The sequence below is a fragment of the Roseibium sp. M-1 genome (assembly GCF_054515675.1).
The window spans coordinates 1,817,471-1,835,474 of record NZ_CM137257.1; the positions used below are offsets into that span (position 1 = coordinate 1,817,471).

Sequence of the window (18,004 nt, forward strand, 5' to 3'; positions counted from 1 at the left end):
CCGGCTTCCATTAACCATTTTGTTCTTTCCGGGGTCTGGACAAAATCGGCCATTTTGATTCAAATGAAAGTGATTCGGGGCGAGCTCCGATGCGGCGGATTTTGAGGCACACTTCCTATGGCGCGAGCAATGGCTGGCGACGCATCTACGCGGCGCGGCGAGAAGGAGTCTGAACGGGAGACGGACGCAATCGCGACCGGCCTGCCCCTGCGCTCCGTACTCGGCACCATGCGCGACAGCCTCGCCCGCTCCGACAGCCTGATGCGGCGCATCATTCCCGGTCTCGCCATTGTCTTCATCATCATCCTGGCGCTCTTCCGGGCCGGTGAACTTGCCAATGACTATACCGAGACACAACAAAGCGCACAGACGACGCTGAGCCTGATGGCGACCGTGGTGGCGGGCGGCCTGGCGAGCGGGGAAGGCACGCTTTCCGAAACCGGCTTCAACACGACCCTGAAACGGCTTCTGGCCGACAGCCTGCCGGCAGGCGCGACCAGCCAGGGACGAATTTATGTGGTTACCGACCAGACGGGCACCATCGTTGCCTCCGCGCCAGTTCAGCCGGCCCTCGAAAGCCGGCCTATCAGCGACATTCTCGGCCCCTCCCAACCTCTGATGGTCTTCGGTGCGCGCGCCGGCGTCATGTCGATTGCGACCAATCTTGGCGGCAGCGCCGGCGAGCAGGACGTCATGGCCACCGTGCACCTTCTTGACGGCCGCCTCGGCATGGTCGCAGCGCTGCAGCCGGAAAGTGCCATTTACGGCCAATGGCGCCACGACCTTTCCGCCAATGTGACGCTGTTCGTCGGCACGTCCCTGGTGCTGCTGGCAGTCATCTACGGCTTCTTTGCCCAGGCAACCCGCGCGGAGGCCGCCGACGACATGTATGCGGCGACCCGGGCCCGTATCGACACCGCCCTCACCCACGGCCGCTGCGGTCTCTTCGACTGGGACCTGTCCCGAGGCCGCATGTTCTGGTCTTCCTCGCTCTATGAGCTGCTCGGACGCGAGCCGAAGGACGACATCCTGAGCTTTGCCGATGTCGCCGACATCACCCATCCGGACGATATCGACCTTCTGGGCCTTGCCGAACACCTTCTGGAAAGCGGCGAAAGCCTGGTCGACGAGACATTCCGTATGCGCCATGCGGACGGCAGCTGGATCTGGCTTCGGGCACGCGGCGAGATCCAGTCCGAGCCCGGCCGCGCCGAGCCGCACCTGATCGGCATCTGCATCGACATTACCGAGCAGCACGAACTGGCCGAACACAGCCGCATGGCGGACCTGCGCCTGCGCGACGCCATCGAGACCATTTCCGAGGCCTTCGTTCTCTGGAATGCGAAGAACGAGCTGGTCATCTGCAATTCGAACTACCAGGCCCTGCACAGCCTGCCGAATACGGTGGTGAAGCCCGGTACGCCCTACAAGGACGTCATGGCAGCAGCCTCCAACGCGGAAGTCGCACCGCAGCCTGTGTCCGTGCGCCAGCGCGGCGGTGCGCCCGACGGCTCCTACGAGGCCCAGCTGGAAGACGGCCGCTGGCTGCAGATCTCCGAGCGCCGCACCAAGGACGGCGGCTTCGTGTCTGTCGGCACCGACATCACCGCGCTGAAGAAGCACGAAGAAAAGCTGATGGAGTCGGAAAAGCGGCTCAAAAACACCGTCTCTGACCTGCAGAAGTCCCGCCAGACACTGGAAATCCAGGCGCGCCAGCTGGTGGAAATGGCCGACAAGTATCAGGAAGAGAAGACCAACGCGGAAGCGGCCAACAAGGCCAAGTCCGAATTCCTTGCCAATATCTCCCACGAACTCAGGACGCCGCTGAACGCGATCATCGGCTTCTCCGACATCATGACCCAGGAGATGTTCGGACCCGTCGGCACCGACCGCTATTCAGACTATTGCAAGGACATCTACTCCTCCGGCACCTATCTCCTCAACGTGATCAACGACATTCTCGACATGTCCAAGATCGAGGCCGGCCGCATGACGATCGAAACCGAAGCCGTCAGCGCAGCCGCCGTTGCCGCGGATGCCAGCCGCATCGTGACCGGGGCCGCCACGGAGAAGAACATCACGGTTACCGCCGACGTCGGCGACACGCTGATGGTTGAGGCCGACAAGCGCGCCCTGAAGCAGATCCTTCTCAACCTCCTTGCCAACGCGGTGAAGTTCACCCCCGACAACGGCACCGTGACCCTGAGGGCCCGCCCGCGCGGCGACAAGCTGCACTTCGAGGTGAGCGATACAGGCATCGGTATTTCCGAGCGCGACATCGAGCGCCTCGCCCAGCCCTTCGTCCAGGTGGAGAACCAGTTCACCAAGACCCACCAGGGTTCCGGCCTCGGCCTTGCCATCGCCCGCTCCCTGGTCGAACTGCACGGCGGCAAGCTCACTCTCCGCTCCGAGGTCAAGAAGGGCACGACCGTCAGCTTCACGCTTCCGCTGGCGGAAGAAGAGGCCACCAGGGCGAGCGCCTGACCCGATGGCACGGGGCAAGACCCAGAGCCGGATTCGGGTTATCTCATGAGAAACCGCTACGCTTTTTACGACAGATACCGGCCGGTCTTCTACGTCCTCATCCTGGGCATGGGCCTCTATTTCCTCTACCTCGGCCTTCAGGCCAGAAACGAAGCCCAGCTTCTGGCGAGCGAAGGGGCAACGACCAAGGGCGTCGTTCTTGCCAAGCGAACCGAATACCGGCGTTACAATCCGGACGGACTCGGGTCGACGCTGCACCTGTTGAGCTACCGGTATCAGGTTGATGGCATTGACTATGTCGACGAGTCAGGTGTGAAGCCCGAGCGGTATGCGGAAACCGGTCCGGGTGATGCGGTGGCCGTTCACTATGCCCGCGGCGCGCCCCAGATCTCGGAACTCACCAGGGGAAGTGTCGCCGCATTTTCGCAAGGCCTGTTCTTCTTTGGCTTCGGCGTTCTTGGGCTTGTCGTGCTGATGGTCGTTGTGGACCGCATCCGCGACCGGCTGAAGAAGGCCCGTCTCGACGCAGGCACAGGCCGCAGACGAGACCCGCGCTGAAGGGGTGCCAGGCCAAAACGAAGCCTCGGACCTTATTGGACGCCTCGGCAGAAACGGGCCACTCTCCAGGTCAGGGCTGTACCGCCTCGACCTCCCCTACCAGCCGCGCGAAGGCCGCCCGCACATTCACCTGCAATTCGGCCAACTCGGCTTCAAGACGGTCGAAGGTCGGGCTTCCGGACGCCTGGACCAATAGATCCAGCACACCGCGCGGGGCCTCCGCCGGAACGAACTTGCCGGAGAGCGCCAGCCGAAGAACCTGTGTCAGGCGGTGGTAGAGCCGCAGCGCCTCCAGCAACAGCTCCGCATCGCCCGCCGTCAGAAACTCCGCGTCGCGCAATTGTTCAAGCGCCTGTTCCGTCGCCTGGGCCAGAATGGCGGGGTTCTCCTCGGCATGCGCAAGTTGCAGGAACTGGGCCAGAAACTCGATATCCACCAACCCTCCGGCGATCTGCTTCAGATCCCAGATATCCTTGGTGCCCTTGTCCTTTTCGATACGGGCACGCATGGAGCGGACGTCGTCGGCAAGTTTCGCCTTGTCCCGCGGCTGGATCAACGTGCCGCTTATGCTGTCGAAGATCTTCTGCCTGTAGTCCTGTGAGGTCGATGCGATGACGCGGGCCCTGGTGAGCGCCATATGTTCCCAGGTCCAGGCTTCCTTCTTCTGGTAGGAGATGAAGCCGTCGAGATTGGTGGCGAGCGGGCCGGCATTGCCGGAAGGCCGCAGCCGGAAATCCACCTCGTAAAGTGAACCCTCGGCCGTCGGTGCGCTGAGCGCGGTTACCAGCCGCTGGGTCAGGCGGGTGTAATACTGGGTGATCGCCAGCGGCCGCTTGCCGTCAGACTGCTTGACGTCTTCCGGTGCCTCGTAGAGCAGGATGAGGTCCAAGTCGGAGGCCGCCGTCATTTCGCGCCCGCCGAGCTTGCCCATGGCAATCACCGCGACATTGCCGCCCGGCACTTCGCCATGCGTTTCCGCTACATGCACGATCACCTGCTTGAGGATGCGATCGACGACCACTTCCGCCAGCCTCGCCAGCGCAAAGCCGACCCGGTCGGCCGACAATGTGTCGGAGATCAGCCTGAGGCCGATCAGGAATTGCTGTTCCTGGGTGAAGATCCGCGCCCTGTCGAGCGCTTCCTCATAGAACCGCGCTTGTGCCAGCGTCCTGTCGAGGCCGGTGCGGAATTCTTCCACACTCGGCATCGCACCAAAAAAGGCGGGATCAAGGACCGCGTCGAGCACATGCACGCGCTTGGAGACGGTCTCGGCCATACGCGGCGCAGCGCCCATGGTGGTGGCCAGAAGCGTCAGCAGTTGCGGATTGGATCGCAGCAGCGAGAACAGTTGCACGCCTGCTGGCAGTTTCGCCATGAAGCTGTCGAAGGCGCGCAGGGCTGCATCCGCATTGTCGGTGGCTGCCAGCGCGCCGATCAAGGCCGGATGCATTTCCGTCAGGCGTTCGCGCGCCTTGGTAGAGCGGGTACAGGGATAACGGCCGAAATGCCAGGCCTTGACGATTGCCGCCGCCTCGTTCGGCTGCTTGAAGCCGAGCTGGGCCAGCGTTTCCAGCGTGCCCGGGTCGTGGTCGTCACCGGTGAAGACCAGATTGCCGAGATCGGAGGACAGTGCCGGTTCGTCCTCGAAGAGTTCCGCATAGTGATGCTGGACCTTGCGCAAATGGCCGAGGAGTTCTGCTTCGAACCCAGTCAGGCCGTCGAAGCCCATGAGCGTGGCGACGCGCTTCAGGCCTTCCGTGTCCTTCGGCAGAAGCTGCGTCTGTTCGTCGTTCAGCATCTGGATGCGGTGCTCGACGTCGCGCAGGAAGCGGTAGGCGGCAGCCATTTCGTCACGGGTGCGTGGCCGGATCCAGTCCGCTTCAACAAGTGCGTCGAGCATATCGAGGGTACGCCGGCCGCGCAGAGTCGGGTTGCGGCCACCGGCGATAAGCTGCTGGGTCTGGACGAAGAATTCCACCTCGCGGATGCCGCCACGGCCGAGTTTGACGTTGTGGCCGGCAACGGCAATCGCGCCATGGCCCTTGTGCATGTGGATTTGCCGTTTGATCGACTGGACGTCGGCAATGGCGGCAAAGTCGAGATACTTGCGCCAGATAAAGGGCACGATCTCGTGCAGGAAAGCTTCGCCTGCGGGAATGTCGCCGGCGCAGGGCCGCGCCTTGATGAGGGCGGCGCGTTCCCAGTTCTGGCCAAGGGATTCGTAATAGACCAGCGCCGCCGGCACTGACATGGCCAGCGGCGTCGCCCCCGGGTCCGGGCGCAGGCGCAGGTCAGTGCGGAAGACATAACCGTCCGCCGTCCGGTCCTGCATGATCTTGACGAGCCGCCGCGTCAGGCGGACGAATTCCACCGGGGCTTCGGCATTGCCCGCCATCGGTGCCTTTGCCGGGTCGTAGAGAACGATCAGGTCGATGTCGGAGGAATAGTTCAGCTCGTTGGCGCCGTGCTTGCCCATGGCGAGCACGATCAGGCCGCTGTCCTCTTCCGGCCGGTCCGGGTCGTGCGGGGCAAACTTGTTGAGCCGGGCAAGATCGCCAAGACAGAAGCGGATCGCCGCCGTCAGTGCCGCATCGGCAAAGCCCGCCAGGGCGCCGGTCACCCGGTTGAGGCCGATGGCGCCGGAGATATCGGCAAGACCAAGCGTCAAGGCCAGATCGTGTTTCAGCCGGCGCAGGGCACGCATGATGCCGGCTTCGTCCTCTGCCCTTGCTTCCCTGGCGTCGTTCAGCAGACGCTTGAGCCTTGTTTCCGGAGCTTCGTTCATAAGGGCAAGAAGGCGTGGCGGGTCGGCCAGCATCAGGTCGCGCAGATAGGGCGAGTTGCCGATGATGCCGGTGAGAAAGCCTTCCACATCGGGCTTCTTCGCCAGCAGGTCCTTCAGCCCGGCACCGGCCTCGGCATGACCCAGCAGATCCTTCAGGAACAGGTTGGCGTGGTCCGGATCCGATGTTACCGGCACAACCGCAATCCGGTCGGCGAGACGGCCCGCGCCGCCGTCCTGGTCAGTCCTTGTGTCCTGCCCGTCCGGATGTGCCGCCTTGTTCATGCCCGCTCCTGCTGTCGTCCGGTTTCACCGGCTTGAGATCGATCCGGGCACAGAGCCCGGGATCCTCATTCTTGAAGCGCAAGTCTCCGCCATGCAAGCGGGCAACTGCCTTGACGAGGCTCAATCCGAGGCCTGTTCCAGGCTCTGAACGGCTTTCCTCAAGGCGGACGAAGCGTTCCTTGACCCTGTCCCGGTCTTTCTCGGGAATACCCGGTCCGTTGTCGGCAACACTCAAAACGATCCGATCGCCTTGGATTTCTGCAAAAAGGCGGATCAACAGTTCACCGGTTTTGGGGCGGCCGTATTTGAGAGCGTTTTCGATGAGGTTCACGAGAACCTGGCTGATCAGATCGCGATTGCAATCCGCGGACAGTCCGTCCGGCACGGCCATCTCCAGCCGGCCGCCCTCGTCCTCGACCAGCGGTTCGTAAAGCTCGGCTACTTCCGCGACAAGTTTCTTCAGATCCGTCGGTTCCATCACAGAGGCCGGGCTCATCGATTCCACGCGGGCGATACGCAAAAGCGCATTGAAGATCCGGAGCAACTGGTCGGATTCGTCCAGGGTCGCTTGCAGGCTTTCCCGGTAACAGGCCTCCCCCTTGGCTTCACGCAAGGCGGTCTCGATCCGGGTCTGCAACCGTGTCAGCGGTGTCTTGAGGTCATGAGCGATATTGTCGGTGACGTCCTTCATCGACTGCATCAGCACCTCGATGCGGTCGAGCATGGCATTGAGGTTGACGGCCAGGCGATCGAATTCGTCGTCATTGCCGGCAACCGGCAAACGTCCGGAAAGGTCGCCCTGCATGATGGTACGGCTGGTGGCGGAGATCTCGTCGATGCGCCGCATCACCCGGCGGCTGACAAAGACCCAGGTTATCGCCGCCATGACGACAACGACGGCGAGCCACAGCCGCAGGGCATTGGCAAGCAGGTTGGAAAACAGCAGCTGATCGCCGAGGTCGCGGCCGACCAGCAGCCGGAAACCGCCGCGCAGCTCGAACGTGCGCACCATCGCCTGGCGTTCGACATCCTCACGGTCCTGGCCAATCCGCGTGTAACGGACCCGGCGCAGGCCGCCATCGGCCTCTTCCAGCACCGTCGTCGGCAGCCGGGCAATATTGCCGACAAGGGCATTGCCGGCAAAATCGACCAGAAGATAGAGGCTGGCATCGGGATGGCGGGACCGTTGGTCGATGGTTTCGACCAGGTCGCGTATGCCGCCGCGCACATAGACATCGGCAAGCGTCTTCATTTCCGCGTCGACGGACTGGACTACCTGTTCCGACATCAGGTTGTCGGTGTTGTCGGCGATATAGAACAGCATGACGCCGGACATCACCGTGAAGACGGCGATGTAGAGCAGCGACAGCTTGAACGCTGTTGTTCTCGTATACCTAGTGAGCCGCGTCACGGATCGTGTATCCGGCCCCGCGGATGGTGTGCAGCAGCGGGGTCTCGAAGCCCTTGTCGATCTTGCCGCGTAGGCGCGAGATATGGACGTCGATCACATTGGTCTGCGGATCGAAGTGATATTCCCAGACGTTTTCCAGCAGCATGGTGCGGGTAACCACCTGGCCGGCATTCTGCATCAGGTATTCCAGCAGGCGGAACTCGCGCGGCTGCAGGGGAATGTCCATCTCGCCGCGGCGGCAGGAATGGGCCATCCGGTCCAGCGTCAGGTCGCCGACCTTGTAGGTGGTCTCGACCTGGCTCGCGGACTTGGGACGTCTTGCAAGCGCTTCGACACGCGCCTGGAGCTCTGTAAAGGCATAGGGTTTGGGCAGGTAATCGTCGCCGCCGGCCTTCAGGCCCTTGACGCGGTCGTCGACCTGACCAAGTGCGGAGAGGATCAGCACCGGTGTGTGGTTGCCGTCGCGGCGCAGTTCCTGGACGAGCGAGAGCCCGTCCATCTTCGGCAGCATCCGGTCAACGATGAGAATGTCGTATTCCCTGTCCTGTGCCATTTCCAGGCCGACATGGCCGTCTGCAGCCTGATCGGCGGTATGACCGAGCTCGCTCAGCCCCTTGACGAGGTAGCTGGCGGCTTCGGGATCGTCTTCAATGACAAGAATCCTCAACATCTCACCCTTTTACCTTGAGTTGCGCTGAATGAAAATGGCTGGCGGCGGCGATGGATGTGAGGCGCCGCCGCCAGTCAGTCAGGGTTTGAGGCAAACCCCGTGGCCAATCCATTTCTTCTGGTGCGGATTGGCTTTGGCGAAGACCGGCCCGTCGGGGTTGGGGGCAGAGGGCAGGCCGGTCTCAGCCGCACAGGTTCCGGTTCGGGGCAGACCCGGATCCTGATCAGGCAAGGTTCATGGGCAGGGCCACGAACCTGGTGGTGTTGTTGCTTTCAACACGGAAGAGCACTGCCTTGCGGCCGTCCTTTTCCGCCTTTTCCAGCGCTTTCAGCACGTCGGCAGGGCTCGACACCTTCATTCCGGCGACTTCCAGAATGACGTCCCCCTGGGTGAGCCGCTTTTCGGCAGCCGGGCCGTCCGGATCGATCTCGGCGATGACAACGCCGTCGCCTTCCATGCCGGCCTCAGCCTTGGTGGTCAGAACCAGTCCGAGATCGTCGAGGCTGGTCTTGGTCTCATTCGCCTCGGGCTGGACGGCCGCAACCTTCTCCTGCTCCTGCAGGCGGCCGAGCGTGACGGTGATGTCCTTCTTCTCGCCGTCGCGCCAGACGGTCACATCCACCTTGGTGTCCGGCTCGTAGGCAGCGATGATCTTGGACAGTTCGCGCGGTCCCTTAACATCGGTGCCCTCGACAGCCAGGATGGTGTCGCCCGAGCGCAGGCCAGCCTTCTGAGCCGGGCTGTTTTCCTGCGCTTCCGCGACGATCGCGCCGCGGGCCTCCTCCAGGCCAAGGCTCTCCGCGATGTCATCGGTCACGTCCTGGATCTGAACGCCGAGCCAGCCGCGTACGACCGTGCCGTCGTTTTTCAGCTCCATGATGACATCCTGCGCGGTCGAGGCAGGGATGGCGAATGCAATGCCGACGTTGCCGCCGGAAGGCGAGAAGATCGCCGCGTTCACGCCGATGACTTCGCCATGCATGTTGAAGGCCGGACCACCCGAGTTGCCGCGGTTGACCGGGGCGTCGATCTGGATGAAGTCGTCATAGGGACCGGCGCCGATGTCGCGGCCGCGGGCCGAAATGATCCCGGCGGTGACCGAACCGCCAAGGCCGAACGGGTTGCCGATGGCCACGGTCCACTCTCCGACTTCCGGTGCCTCATCGGCAAAGTCGACGTAAGTGAACTTTTCGTCGCTCTCGACTTTCAGCAGGGCGAGATCCGTACGCTTGTCGGCGCCGATCAGCGTGGCGTTGTATTCCTTGCCGTCCCGGTCGATCACCGTGAATTCGGTGCCGTTGTCGATCACATGATGATTGGTGACGAGGTAACCGTCGTCGGAGATGAAGAAACCGGATCCCTGGGAGATGCCGTACTGGCGCGGTGCGCGGCGCTGGTCTTGCTGCTGGTCGCCACCCTGACCGCCGAAATCACGGAAGAAACGCTGGAACGGATGACCGTCCGGCAGTCCCTTGAAGAAATCCTGGAAGTTTTCGCCGTCGCCGCCGTTGAAGTTCATCATCCGCGGCTCTGCTGCCTGCTTGACCTGGACGCTCACTACGGCAGGGCTGACGGCCTGGACAACGTCGGAGAAGTCCAGCGGCGCCGCCGTGTTGACGCGAACCGCGTCCGCGAAGGCCAGCTGGCTCGGAATGGTGGTCTGCGCGGTCAGAAGACCGGCGGCACCAAGCGCCACGACACCTGCCAGCAATTTGGCACGGCGGGAGCGCAGGGGAGAAACTGACCGACTGTTTTGCATCTTATCTTCCTCTGTCGAATCTCGATCTGATAATCCTTTCGACCGCGCTTCGAAGGCGTGTGTCTCAGGTTCGAGGATGAAGATAAGAAATCCAATCTTACAGGCGCCTGTCGGCGGCATTACAGTTTGTTAAGGTTGGGGAAAAGGTTTGACGCTGCAAGATCGATGACAAGATCTCAAACAAATTATCTCAACTGTTTCCGCAGACTATCGTCAGTTCAGCCAATGCTTCTCATAAAAAATTTGAGCGTCAGGCGGCCTGTTGCCGCGCGGGAAAAACCTCCGGCACCGCTCCGGCCTGCCACGGTTGCCATTTCCGCATAACGGATTGAAACCGCTGCGAGGTCTCAAACGCCGTCAGCCAGGTCTTCAGCGCCTCCCAGCCTTCCGCATCGAACCAGTCGCGGCCGGCATTGGCGAACTGGCGCACGAATGGAAGGATCGCAAAATCGGCAAGCGATGCCCGGTTTCCCAGCAGCCAGGAGCTGCCGGCAAGGCGCCCATCCAGCTGCCACAGAAACTCCGACGCGAATGCTCTTTCGTCTTCCTTCACCGCATCGGCATAGCGCGTGTCGTATTTGTAGCGGTCGAGATGACGCTTGAAGGGACCGTCGCAGGTGCCGATCAGACCGAGCGCCGTTTGAAGGTCATCTGTCTCAGGTGTCAGCCAGCTTTCAGGGTCGCAGCGGCCAAGGGCCCACATCATGATGTCCAGGCTTTCATCCAGCACCGTCTCGCCGTCCTTCAGGCACGGCACGGTCGCAGAAGGCGAAGTTTTCAGAAATTCAGGCGCTTTCTCGCGCAGGACTATTTCCCGCAGCTCCACGGTCACGCCGCTGGAGGCGATCGCCAGACGCGCCCGGATCGCATAGGGGCACCGGCGGAAGGAATACAGGATGGGCTGCGAGGTCATCTGTCTCCCATGACGGATCGCGAAAGCTGCGTCAACACCTGCCAATATCCGGCTTCGTAACAAAACCATGGCGGTTTTTCACAGGTTATAAAGGAAATTTGGAGAGACTCCGACTGTTAGGGTAGTGACATGAGCGACTCGCTTCTAAAGCTTGCCAAAGACAGTTCCTCCGCCAAAAAACACGAGCTTGCCGAGCACGTGACGGGACTTCTTGTCGCCCGCGCCGACGATCCCGGATCCGAGGAAACCCACCTTCTGAACAATATGCTGGAGGGCGTTTACGACTCGCTGGAGCACGAAGCCAAGCGCAAGATGTCGGAACGGCTGGCGGATGTGCAGTCCATGTCGTCCAAGCTTGCCGCGGCAATGGCCAATGACGACCTGCCCGTCGCACAGGCGATTCTGGAACGCTCCAAATCGCTGCGGGAAGAAGACCTGCATAGGATCGCCCGCACCAAGGACCAGGCCTATCTCCTGGCGCTGGCCAAACGCGATCATGTCAGCAAGGATCTCAGCGGTCTCCTGATCAAGCGCGGCAACAGGGACGTCAAGCACGCCATTGCTTCCAACCTTGGTGCCGAGATCACCATGCCGGTGTTCGAAAGCCTGGTGAAGGATATGCCGAAGCAGCTGGGCGACCGTATCCGCCACCTGCGCAAAACGAACGAGGAACTGCTTGAAGACCTGTTCCGGGACGATGGCGAGATCGCCGCCGGTTCCGAACTGGTCCGCAAACCCTCAAAGATCAGCCCCAAGGCGTGGTTGATGGGCATCCGGCTCGGCAAGACCAACTTGAACAAGGCAATCTACCAGCTTTCGCATGAGCACAATCTTTTCGATGCAGTGGCTCTGCTGGCGTTCTTCTCCGGTCTGGACCTGAAATATGTCCATAACCTGATGGTTCGCTTCGATTCCACCGGTATTGCCACAGTCTGCCGGGCATGCGGCATCGGTGCGGCGGAGTTCCAGGCGGTTTGCAAGGAACGCTGCAAGCACCTGAAGTTTCCGGAAAGCACCGGAAGCAAGTGGCTGACCAACTATCATATGCTCGACGACACCGACGCCCGGCGGTTGCTGGCGCTGATGAAGATCAAGCTGAAGGCTGCCAAACACGAGCAGGCCGCCTGAGGGCATGCCTGATTAGACATCTCATCCTTCCTGTCACCTCGCCTTTGCGAACCGGCTTTTTCAGATGTTTCCCGCACCCTTGGCATTGAAAAGGCCGGTGCGGGAAATCCGTTTCCCCACCTTTGGAAAATTGAGTTTCAAAAACCACGTCACGCCGATAGAAATCGCCTAATGCTTGTGCAATTGCTCATTCCTTAGGCTGATCATGTCCTCAAAAGACAGACATTTCCTGCGAAGCGCACTCGTCCCGGCCTTGCCCTGGCCTAGGGTGCCTGAAGTGATGGTGGCCATGGCCGGCGGTGCGTCGGGAATTGCGGCCTGCGCGCTTGTGGTGTGGCTGATGTCGGTGAGCGGTGCGCTGCATCTATTCCTGATCGCCCCGCTTGGAGCGACGGCGGTGCTCGTCTTCGCCGTTCCCAACAGCCCCCTGGCACAGCCGTGGTCCGCCATCTTCGGCAACACAGTCGCCGCAGTCTGCGGTGTTGCTGCGGTCAGCTTTCTTCCTCCAGCGTTGGCATCTGTTGCTCCTGTCGCAGCCGTTGCACTCGCGTTCGCCGCGATGATGATTTGCCGGGCACTGCACCCGCCCGGCGGAGCCGTCGCTTTGCTGATCGGACTGACACCGGAGCTGACCACCGATGCTGGTGCCGTTTTGGTTTGTCTAAACACCGTGGTTCTCACATGTGTCCTGGTGCTCACCGGCCTCCTGTTTCATCGGTTTTCAGGAAGAAAATACCCGTTCAGGACCAGCCTCATGGAAAACGGCGCTCCTCCGTTGCAACGTCTCGGACTGAACGAAGGCAAACTGGCGGAAGTCCTGTCCAAGCTGCATCAATCCGCCAATCTGGGCGCGGTGGATCTCGCCCGGCTCGTTACTGCAGTCGAAGCCGAACTGATACGACCTCCCTATGACGGCATCTCTTGCGCCGACGCCGTGTCCGGAGATGGTATTACCGTCGCGCCGGATGCCCCGATCGGCGACGTTGCGCATGCGTTCGGGAAGACCGAGCTGACGGTATTGCCGGTGCTTTCGCAAGCGGGTCATCTTCTTGGCATGATCCGGCAAAAGGACCTGCTTCTCCTTCTCGCAAATGCAGGCCTCCAGGAGCTGCAGACTGCCAGGGTTACCGCCCGGGAGATCATGGAAGTTCCAGCGGCCATCTATGAAGGGAGCCTGCCGCTCGGCAAGGCCTTGCCACTCATGATCGGAAGCCGCCTTGAAATTGTTCCCATATGTGAAAATCGTAAATTCCTAGGGTTTCTGACGCGGACAGGTCTGATGGAAGCTCTGACCTTCTCCACCGCTGCCCTGGAGGCGGCCTGAAAGATCGCGAAACAGGAGAACCTAAATGGGCGACGAAGACGATCTTCCCGGCGACCCGGTCTGCCACGCCGACAGGATCGTTGCTGGCTTTACGGTCGATCCACAGACTTTTCGCGATGTCAGCACCTTCCGCAAGGCGGAGCGTGCGCGCCTTTACGCCAAACGAAAGAGCCTGACGAGCGGGGAACGGGCTCGGAAAACGGATACCCTTTCCGCGGCGTTGAAGCGGGTTCTGGAAGGCAAAGCCTTTCGCAGGATTGCCGTCTACTGGCCGATCCGGGGCGAACCGGACCTGCGGCCCTTGATGAGCGCGCTTTGTGAAAGCGGCAAGGACGTTCTGTTGCCAGTGGTCGAGACAAGACAGGCACCGCTGATCTTCCGCCCCTGGCATCCCGGCTGCAGCATGGTCCGTGGCGACTGGAACATCCCCGTCCCCGCGGGCGGCACCGCGCGGGTCCCCGACATCGTCATCGCCCCCTTGGTCGGGGTCGACACGGCGCTTTACCGGCTCGGAAACGGTGGCGGCTATTACGACCGCACGCTTGCCTCTCTTGCCGAAAAGCCGCTGGTGATCGGCGTGGGGTTCGCCTTCTGCCGTCTTCCGACAATCTTCCCGATGCCCTGGGATATCCCAATGGATCTGGTGGTCACGGACCTGGACTAGGCTGTTCGCCTGTATTTATTCTTGCTGAGGTGGCAATCCGTCAAGAATAGTCCTCTGCATTTCCTGAAAGCCACCCAGAGTTCTGGGGAACAGTTTTTACAACTGTCAGAAATACGAATACACACGCAGATTTATCCTTTTTTTATCCTGCGTTTTAGACAGTTGTAAACTGTCTCTGCGGTAGTTCTATTGCTACAAAAACGGACGGGAAAAGATGCTCAACGACCTTCTCAGTCTTGCCCAGGACAGCACACCGGAAAAACGCCACCAACTGGTGGAACATGTCACGACGCTATTTGTGCGCGGGGCCGACAGCTACCAGACGGAAGAGATCACTCTCTTCAATACTGTTCTGGAAAGCATGCTGCCCACCATGGAGCAGGACCAGAAGCAGGCGATCTCCGAGCAGCTTGCGCCGATCGACAGCACGTCCAACAAGATTGCCTACGAACTGGCGCGTGAGGAGATCGACATCGCCCGGCCGATGCTGACTTCGTCCAACGCACTCAACACCGAGGACATCCTTCGCCTCGCCAAGACCATGGGACAGGGGCACTTGCTGGCGATCTCCAAGCGCAAGCACCTGGAAGCCAATGTCACCGATGTCCTCTTGGAGCGCGGCGAAAGCCCGGTCAAGCAGTCGGTCGCAGCCAACGCCGGCGCCGAGTTCTCCGAATGGGGCTCCCGCCTGCTGATCAAGCTTGCCGAACGGGACGAAACCATTCGCGACGCCATGGTGGAACGCGCGGACATTACCGAGTCCGATTACGACAAACTGATCAGCCAGATGCCGGAGAGCCAGCAAGCCCGGATCCGGCAGCTGCGCGAACAGAACGAAAGCCTGATCGAAGACCTCTTCCACAAGGCGAGCAAGGTGGTTGCCAGTTCCAAGCTGGAGCGCAAGGCGACCCGCATCAATGCAAAGGCGACGCTCAAGGAAATCCGGGCAGGCCAGCGTTCGCTCGGCAAGGCGATCACCCAGCTGGCGCTTTCCAACAACCTCTTCGACATCTGCTTCCTGCTCTCCGAAATGGCCGGGCTGGAGCAGAAATACGTAACCAACGTCATGGTTCGTTACGATTCCACCGGCATTGCCGTTCTCTGCCGGGCCATGGGCGTGGACAATGCCGAGTACGCAGCGCTTTGCAAGGCTCGCGCGATGCACAACAAGCAGCCGCAATCGACGGCGGAGAACTGGGCGAACGACTATCAGTCTCTGTCCGATAGAGATGCCCGCCGCCTGCTTTCCTTCATGAAGATCCGCCTGCAGACGCTGGAAGGCGAGGCGGCTTAGGCCGCCGCCTCCACTTCCAGAGAACGTCGCGAAAATGTGGGTTCCGTTTTTTCGCAAAAAGACGTGCGTCAAAAAGGAGATAAAGCGGGTCACGTGAATTCAAATAAACGCGACACGCTTTGACAAGTCATTCCTGCGAGCCGACGTCCCTCGTTACGACCGCAGCCCCTGCCTCCAATGTCCGGTGGACCGGACATTTGTCCGCGATTTCAAGCATCCGCACCCTGGTGTCTGCGTCGAGGTCGCCTTCCAGCGTAATCAGACGCTCGAAGCGGTCAATTTTGCCGTCGCGTTCCCGCTGCCCATCGGTACAGTCCTCGCAATCGGCGGCGTGGACCTTGCCATGCAGGACCTTCGCTCCGATCCGGTCGACGGCCAGCCCCTTGCGGTCGGCGTACATGCGCAAGGTCATCACGGTGCAGGCACCGAGAGCGGCAGAGAGATAGCCGTAGGGCGACGGGCCGCTGTCGAGGCCACCCACATCCTCGGGCTCGTCGCCCAGCATGCGGTGCGCACCGCTCTGGACCATGACCTGGTATTTGCCTTGCCCCGTTTCGACCACCTCGACACCGTCCTTGACTTCGTCCGCATCGGCAGCCGCATCCATTTCCAGATATCGCTCCGCCCAGGCCGCGATGACCCGTGCCGCATAGGCCGCATCTTCGCCTTTCGACAGAAGATGGTCGGCGCTGTCGAGGGAGACGAAGCTTTTGGGGTGTTTGGCGGCGACGAAGATGCTGGTGGCGTTGTCGATGCCAACGGTCTCGTCCAGCGGCGCATGCATGACGAGAAGAGCCTTGCCGAGCCGGGCAACCCTGTCACGGACCGACTGAGCTTCAAGGTCCTCCAGAAACTCCCTGCGGATGGTGAAGGTCCGGCCGGCGAGATCAACCTCTCCCGCTCCTTTCTGCCGGATGGTTTCTTCGGCCGCCTTGAAATTGTGGATCACGTGATGGGCATCGGACGGTGCGCCGATCGTCACGACTGCCCGTGCTTCCGGGATATCGGCCGCGACGGAAAGGATCGCGGCCCCGCCGAGTGAATGGCCGATGAGCAATTGCGGCGCCTCGAACTTCTGCCGCAGGAAATCCGCGGCCTTCTTCAGGTCCTCCACGTTCGAGGAAAAGTCGGTAGAGGAAAAATCGCCGCCGCTGCCGCCGAGCCCGGTGAAATCAAAGCGCAGGACTGCAATGCCCTCCTTTGCCAGCGCTCCGGCAATATGGCGCGCCGCGGGAATGTCCTTGGAGCAGGTGAAACAATGGGCGAAGAGCGCGAAGGCCCGGATACGGCCGGCAGGCAGGTCGAGCCTGGCTGCCAGCCGGGCACCGTAAGCGCCGTCGAATTCCAGTTTCTGCGGGCGTTTCGTCATCTCTCCCCTCCTGCGGTTGGTCGCGCTTGAGGTAAGCATGGAACAGCCCCACGCAAATCACGCCTTGGTGTGAACACTGTGTAACCGGGCCAATTCCAGCGCCCCCCTGCGTTAATCTTGACGCAGCAAAACCTCAGGATCTGAGGATCTTCTTGGTCGAGTTCACCGCATTCGCAATCCGGGTGTAATGGACCTTGCGCTTCTGCGAGTTGCCGGCTGAGCGCAGAAGCTTCGTGGTGGTTTCCTGGATTGCCTGCGCCGCCTGGCCATTGGCCTTGCGCAAGGCGCTGCTGACCACCGCCTTGTAGGACCTGCCGCCCTTTTTCAGTTGTCCGGCCTTGGTGTCCTGGTTTTGCCGGACAATCCCGTTCAGCGTCCGGGACAGTCTGCGCAATTCGTTGGCGGCAGCGGCATAGTCGGGCCGGTTGCCAGCGGCACCTGCCGCCCGTGAATAGACCTGCCGCAGGCAATCGATCCTGTAAGCAGGGTTCAGGCTGTTACATTCTGCGGTCCCGCGCTGAAGCTGCAGGACGATGGCCTGGGTGAGGTCGTCTGCAAACGCGATTTGCTGTTCGATCGCATTCGTGCGCGGCGTTTGCAAGGTCCGGAAGGTATCCTCCGGAACCGGCAGTTCCATGAAGGGGTTGTCGCCCGGCAGAATTTCAAGAGCAGTGTTTCGTGCGGCCTGGCCCGGGTTGACCAAGCTCAGCACCATGGCAAGTGCCACGAAAGGAACTGCCGCCAGTCTTTGTGGAGACAGTGTTCTCCGGTTGTCCAATTTCCCGTTCATCTAGTCCCCCTAACCGGTCCATTTGTAGGATCCTGCCCAAACGGAACTATTCAACGGTTGCGGCCAAGGTTCAAGCCTCGGTTCCGGGTCAGAGGGTCTCCCTCTGACTGAGAAGCGCTTCCAGCCGTCGTTTTTCCTCGTCGGTCAAGGCCGGTTCCACTCTGGCCGCCCGCGCCGTCCTGCGATTGCGCAAGGCCAGAAAAATGCCGATCAGCCCACATATCAGCGCCACCGGACCCGCAGCCCAAAGCACGATCGTGTGCCAGGCGAAGCGCGGTTTCAAAAGCACGAATTCGCCATAGCGCGATACGAGGTAGTCGATGACGGCCTTGTCGCTGTCGCCGGCAACCAGCCGCTCACGCACGAGGACGCGCAGGTCCTTTGCCAGCGGGGCGTCGCTGTCGTCAATGGACTGGTTCTGGCAGACCATGCAGCGCAACTCGGCCGACAGCGCCCTGGCCCGGGCTTCCAGAACCGGGTCGTCCAGGATTTCGTCCGGGGCAACCGCATAGGCAGGCAACAGTCCGAGACCGAGGCAGAAGGCCACCACAAGGGAAAGGTGTCTGAGCATTG

At 61.3% G+C, this 18,004-nt stretch carries 14 protein-coding genes; 6 read left to right on the top strand and 8 right to left on the bottom strand.

All coding sequences use genetic code 11. From position 1 onward, the window contains the following. Positions 1 to 129: 129 nt before the first annotated feature. The gene (locus ACX3M4_RS08280; protein WP_459358110.1) at positions 130 to 2,484 is read left to right on the top strand and encodes a PAS domain-containing sensor histidine kinase; all 2,355 of its coding nucleotides are present in this window, start codon (positions 130 to 132) and stop codon (positions 2,482 to 2,484) included. Positions 2,485 to 2,529: 45 nt separating this feature from the next. After that, entirely contained in the window at positions 2,530 to 3,042 is a 513-nt protein-coding gene (locus tag ACX3M4_RS08285; RefSeq protein ID WP_459358111.1) for a DUF3592 domain-containing protein, read from the top strand. A gap of 70 nt (positions 3,043 to 3,112) precedes the next feature. Here the strand turns inward: ACX3M4_RS08285 and ACX3M4_RS08290 are convergent, their stop codons facing one another. From ACX3M4_RS08290 to ACX3M4_RS08310, 5 genes are all read right to left on the bottom strand, one after another. Beyond that, on the bottom strand, positions 3,113 to 6,109 hold the full coding sequence (locus ACX3M4_RS08290) for a bifunctional [glutamine synthetase] adenylyltransferase/[glutamine synthetase]-adenylyl-L-tyrosine phosphorylase (protein ID WP_459358112.1): 2,997 nt from the start codon (positions 6,107 to 6,109) through the stop codon (positions 3,113 to 3,115). Beyond that, positions 6,066 to 7,520, bottom strand: a complete 1,455-nt coding sequence (locus tag ACX3M4_RS08295) for a sensor histidine kinase (protein ID WP_459358113.1) — start codon at positions 7,518 to 7,520, stop codon at positions 6,066 to 6,068. The genes ACX3M4_RS08290 and ACX3M4_RS08295 overlap by 44 nt, the downstream gene beginning before the upstream one ends. Then, complete coding sequence (locus ACX3M4_RS08300) at positions 7,504 to 8,190, bottom strand: response regulator transcription factor (RefSeq protein ID WP_459358114.1); 687 nt, start codon at positions 8,188 to 8,190, stop codon at positions 7,504 to 7,506. Before ACX3M4_RS08300 ends, ACX3M4_RS08295 begins: the two co-directional genes overlap by 17 nt. A gap of 223 nt (positions 8,191 to 8,413) precedes the next feature. After that, entirely contained in the window at positions 8,414 to 9,949 is a 1,536-nt protein-coding gene (locus ACX3M4_RS08305) for a Do family serine endopeptidase (protein ID WP_459358115.1), read from the bottom strand. Positions 9,950 to 10,199: 250 nt separating this feature from the next. Then, complete coding sequence (locus ACX3M4_RS08310; protein ID WP_459358116.1) at positions 10,200 to 10,862, bottom strand: glutathione S-transferase; 663 nt, start codon at positions 10,860 to 10,862, stop codon at positions 10,200 to 10,202. A 129-nt stretch (positions 10,863 to 10,991) separates the two neighbouring features. Between ACX3M4_RS08310 and ACX3M4_RS08315 the strand changes: the two genes are divergently transcribed. From ACX3M4_RS08315 to ACX3M4_RS08330, 4 genes are all read left to right on the top strand, one after another. Further along, a complete protein-coding gene (locus ACX3M4_RS08315) occupies positions 10,992 to 11,990 on the top strand; it encodes a DUF2336 domain-containing protein (RefSeq protein WP_459358117.1) in 999 nt (332 codons plus the stop codon). A gap of 205 nt (positions 11,991 to 12,195) precedes the next feature. Next, the gene (locus tag ACX3M4_RS08320) at positions 12,196 to 13,314 is read left to right on the top strand and encodes an HPP family protein (protein WP_459358118.1); all 1,119 of its coding nucleotides are present in this window, start codon (positions 12,196 to 12,198) and stop codon (positions 13,312 to 13,314) included. 25 nt (positions 13,315 to 13,339) lie between these two features. Beyond that, complete coding sequence (locus ACX3M4_RS08325) at positions 13,340 to 13,978, top strand: 5-formyltetrahydrofolate cyclo-ligase (RefSeq protein WP_459358119.1); 639 nt, start codon at positions 13,340 to 13,342, stop codon at positions 13,976 to 13,978. 214 nt (positions 13,979 to 14,192) lie between these two features. Beyond that, entirely contained in the window at positions 14,193 to 15,272 is a 1,080-nt protein-coding gene (locus tag ACX3M4_RS08330) for a DUF2336 domain-containing protein (RefSeq protein WP_459358120.1), read from the top strand. Positions 15,273 to 15,399: 127 nt separating this feature from the next. On the opposite strand, the gene ACX3M4_RS08335 is transcribed toward ACX3M4_RS08330, so the two are convergent. The 3 genes from ACX3M4_RS08335 to ACX3M4_RS08345 all read right to left on the bottom strand — a co-directional run bounded on the left by ACX3M4_RS08335 (position 15,400) and on the right by ACX3M4_RS08345 (position 18,002). Beyond that, positions 15,400 to 16,641 carry a bifunctional alpha/beta hydrolase/OsmC family protein gene (locus tag ACX3M4_RS08335; protein WP_459358121.1) on the bottom strand — a complete coding sequence of 414 codons (1,242 nt, stop codon included), beginning with the start codon at positions 16,639 to 16,641 and terminating at the stop codon, positions 15,400 to 15,402. Positions 16,642 to 16,774: 133 nt separating this feature from the next. Next, positions 16,775 to 17,431: a hypothetical protein gene (locus ACX3M4_RS08340; RefSeq protein WP_459358122.1), complete on the bottom strand. Its 657-nt coding sequence runs from the start codon at positions 17,429 to 17,431 to the stop codon at positions 16,775 to 16,777. Between the two features lie 88 nt (positions 17,432 to 17,519). Beyond that, positions 17,520 to 18,002, bottom strand: coding sequence for a cytochrome c-type biogenesis protein (locus tag ACX3M4_RS08345; protein WP_459358123.1), 483 nt, complete (start codon positions 18,000 to 18,002; stop codon positions 17,520 to 17,522). Positions 18,003 to 18,004 lie beyond the last annotated feature (2 nt).

Excerpts from the sequence above, each read along its gene's own strand:
- ACX3M4_RS08305 (WP_459358115.1), bottom strand. The coding sequence starts at position 9,949 with ATGCAAAACAGTCGGTCAGTTTCTCCCCTGCGCTCCCGCCGTGCCAAA.
- ACX3M4_RS08335 (WP_459358121.1), bottom strand. The coding sequence starts at position 16,641 with ATGACGAAACGCCCGCAGAAACTGGAATTCGACGGCGCTTACGGTGCC.
- ACX3M4_RS08340 (WP_459358122.1), bottom strand. The coding sequence starts at position 17,431 with ATGAACGGGAAATTGGACAACCGGAGAACACTGTCTCCACAAAGACTG.
- ACX3M4_RS08285 (WP_459358111.1), top strand. The coding sequence starts at position 2,530 with ATGAGAAACCGCTACGCTTTTTACGACAGATACCGGCCGGTCTTCTAC.
- ACX3M4_RS08330 (WP_459358120.1), top strand. The coding sequence starts at position 14,193 with ATGCTCAACGACCTTCTCAGTCTTGCCCAGGACAGCACACCGGAAAAA.
- ACX3M4_RS08320 (WP_459358118.1), top strand. The coding sequence starts at position 12,196 with ATGTCCTCAAAAGACAGACATTTCCTGCGAAGCGCACTCGTCCCGGCC.
- ACX3M4_RS08325 (WP_459358119.1), top strand. The coding sequence starts at position 13,340 with ATGGGCGACGAAGACGATCTTCCCGGCGACCCGGTCTGCCACGCCGAC.
- ACX3M4_RS08345 (WP_459358123.1), bottom strand. The coding sequence starts at position 18,002 with ATGCTCAGACACCTTTCCCTTGTGGTGGCCTTCTGCCTCGGTCTCGGA.
- ACX3M4_RS08280 (WP_459358110.1), top strand. The coding sequence starts at position 130 with ATGGCTGGCGACGCATCTACGCGGCGCGGCGAGAAGGAGTCTGAACGG.
- ACX3M4_RS08290 (WP_459358112.1), bottom strand. The coding sequence starts at position 6,109 with ATGAACAAGGCGGCACATCCGGACGGGCAGGACACAAGGACTGACCAG.
- ACX3M4_RS08310 (WP_459358116.1), bottom strand. The coding sequence starts at position 10,862 with ATGACCTCGCAGCCCATCCTGTATTCCTTCCGCCGGTGCCCCTATGCG.
- ACX3M4_RS08315 (WP_459358117.1), top strand. The coding sequence starts at position 10,992 with ATGAGCGACTCGCTTCTAAAGCTTGCCAAAGACAGTTCCTCCGCCAAA.
- ACX3M4_RS08300 (WP_459358114.1), bottom strand. The coding sequence starts at position 8,190 with ATGTTGAGGATTCTTGTCATTGAAGACGATCCCGAAGCCGCCAGCTAC.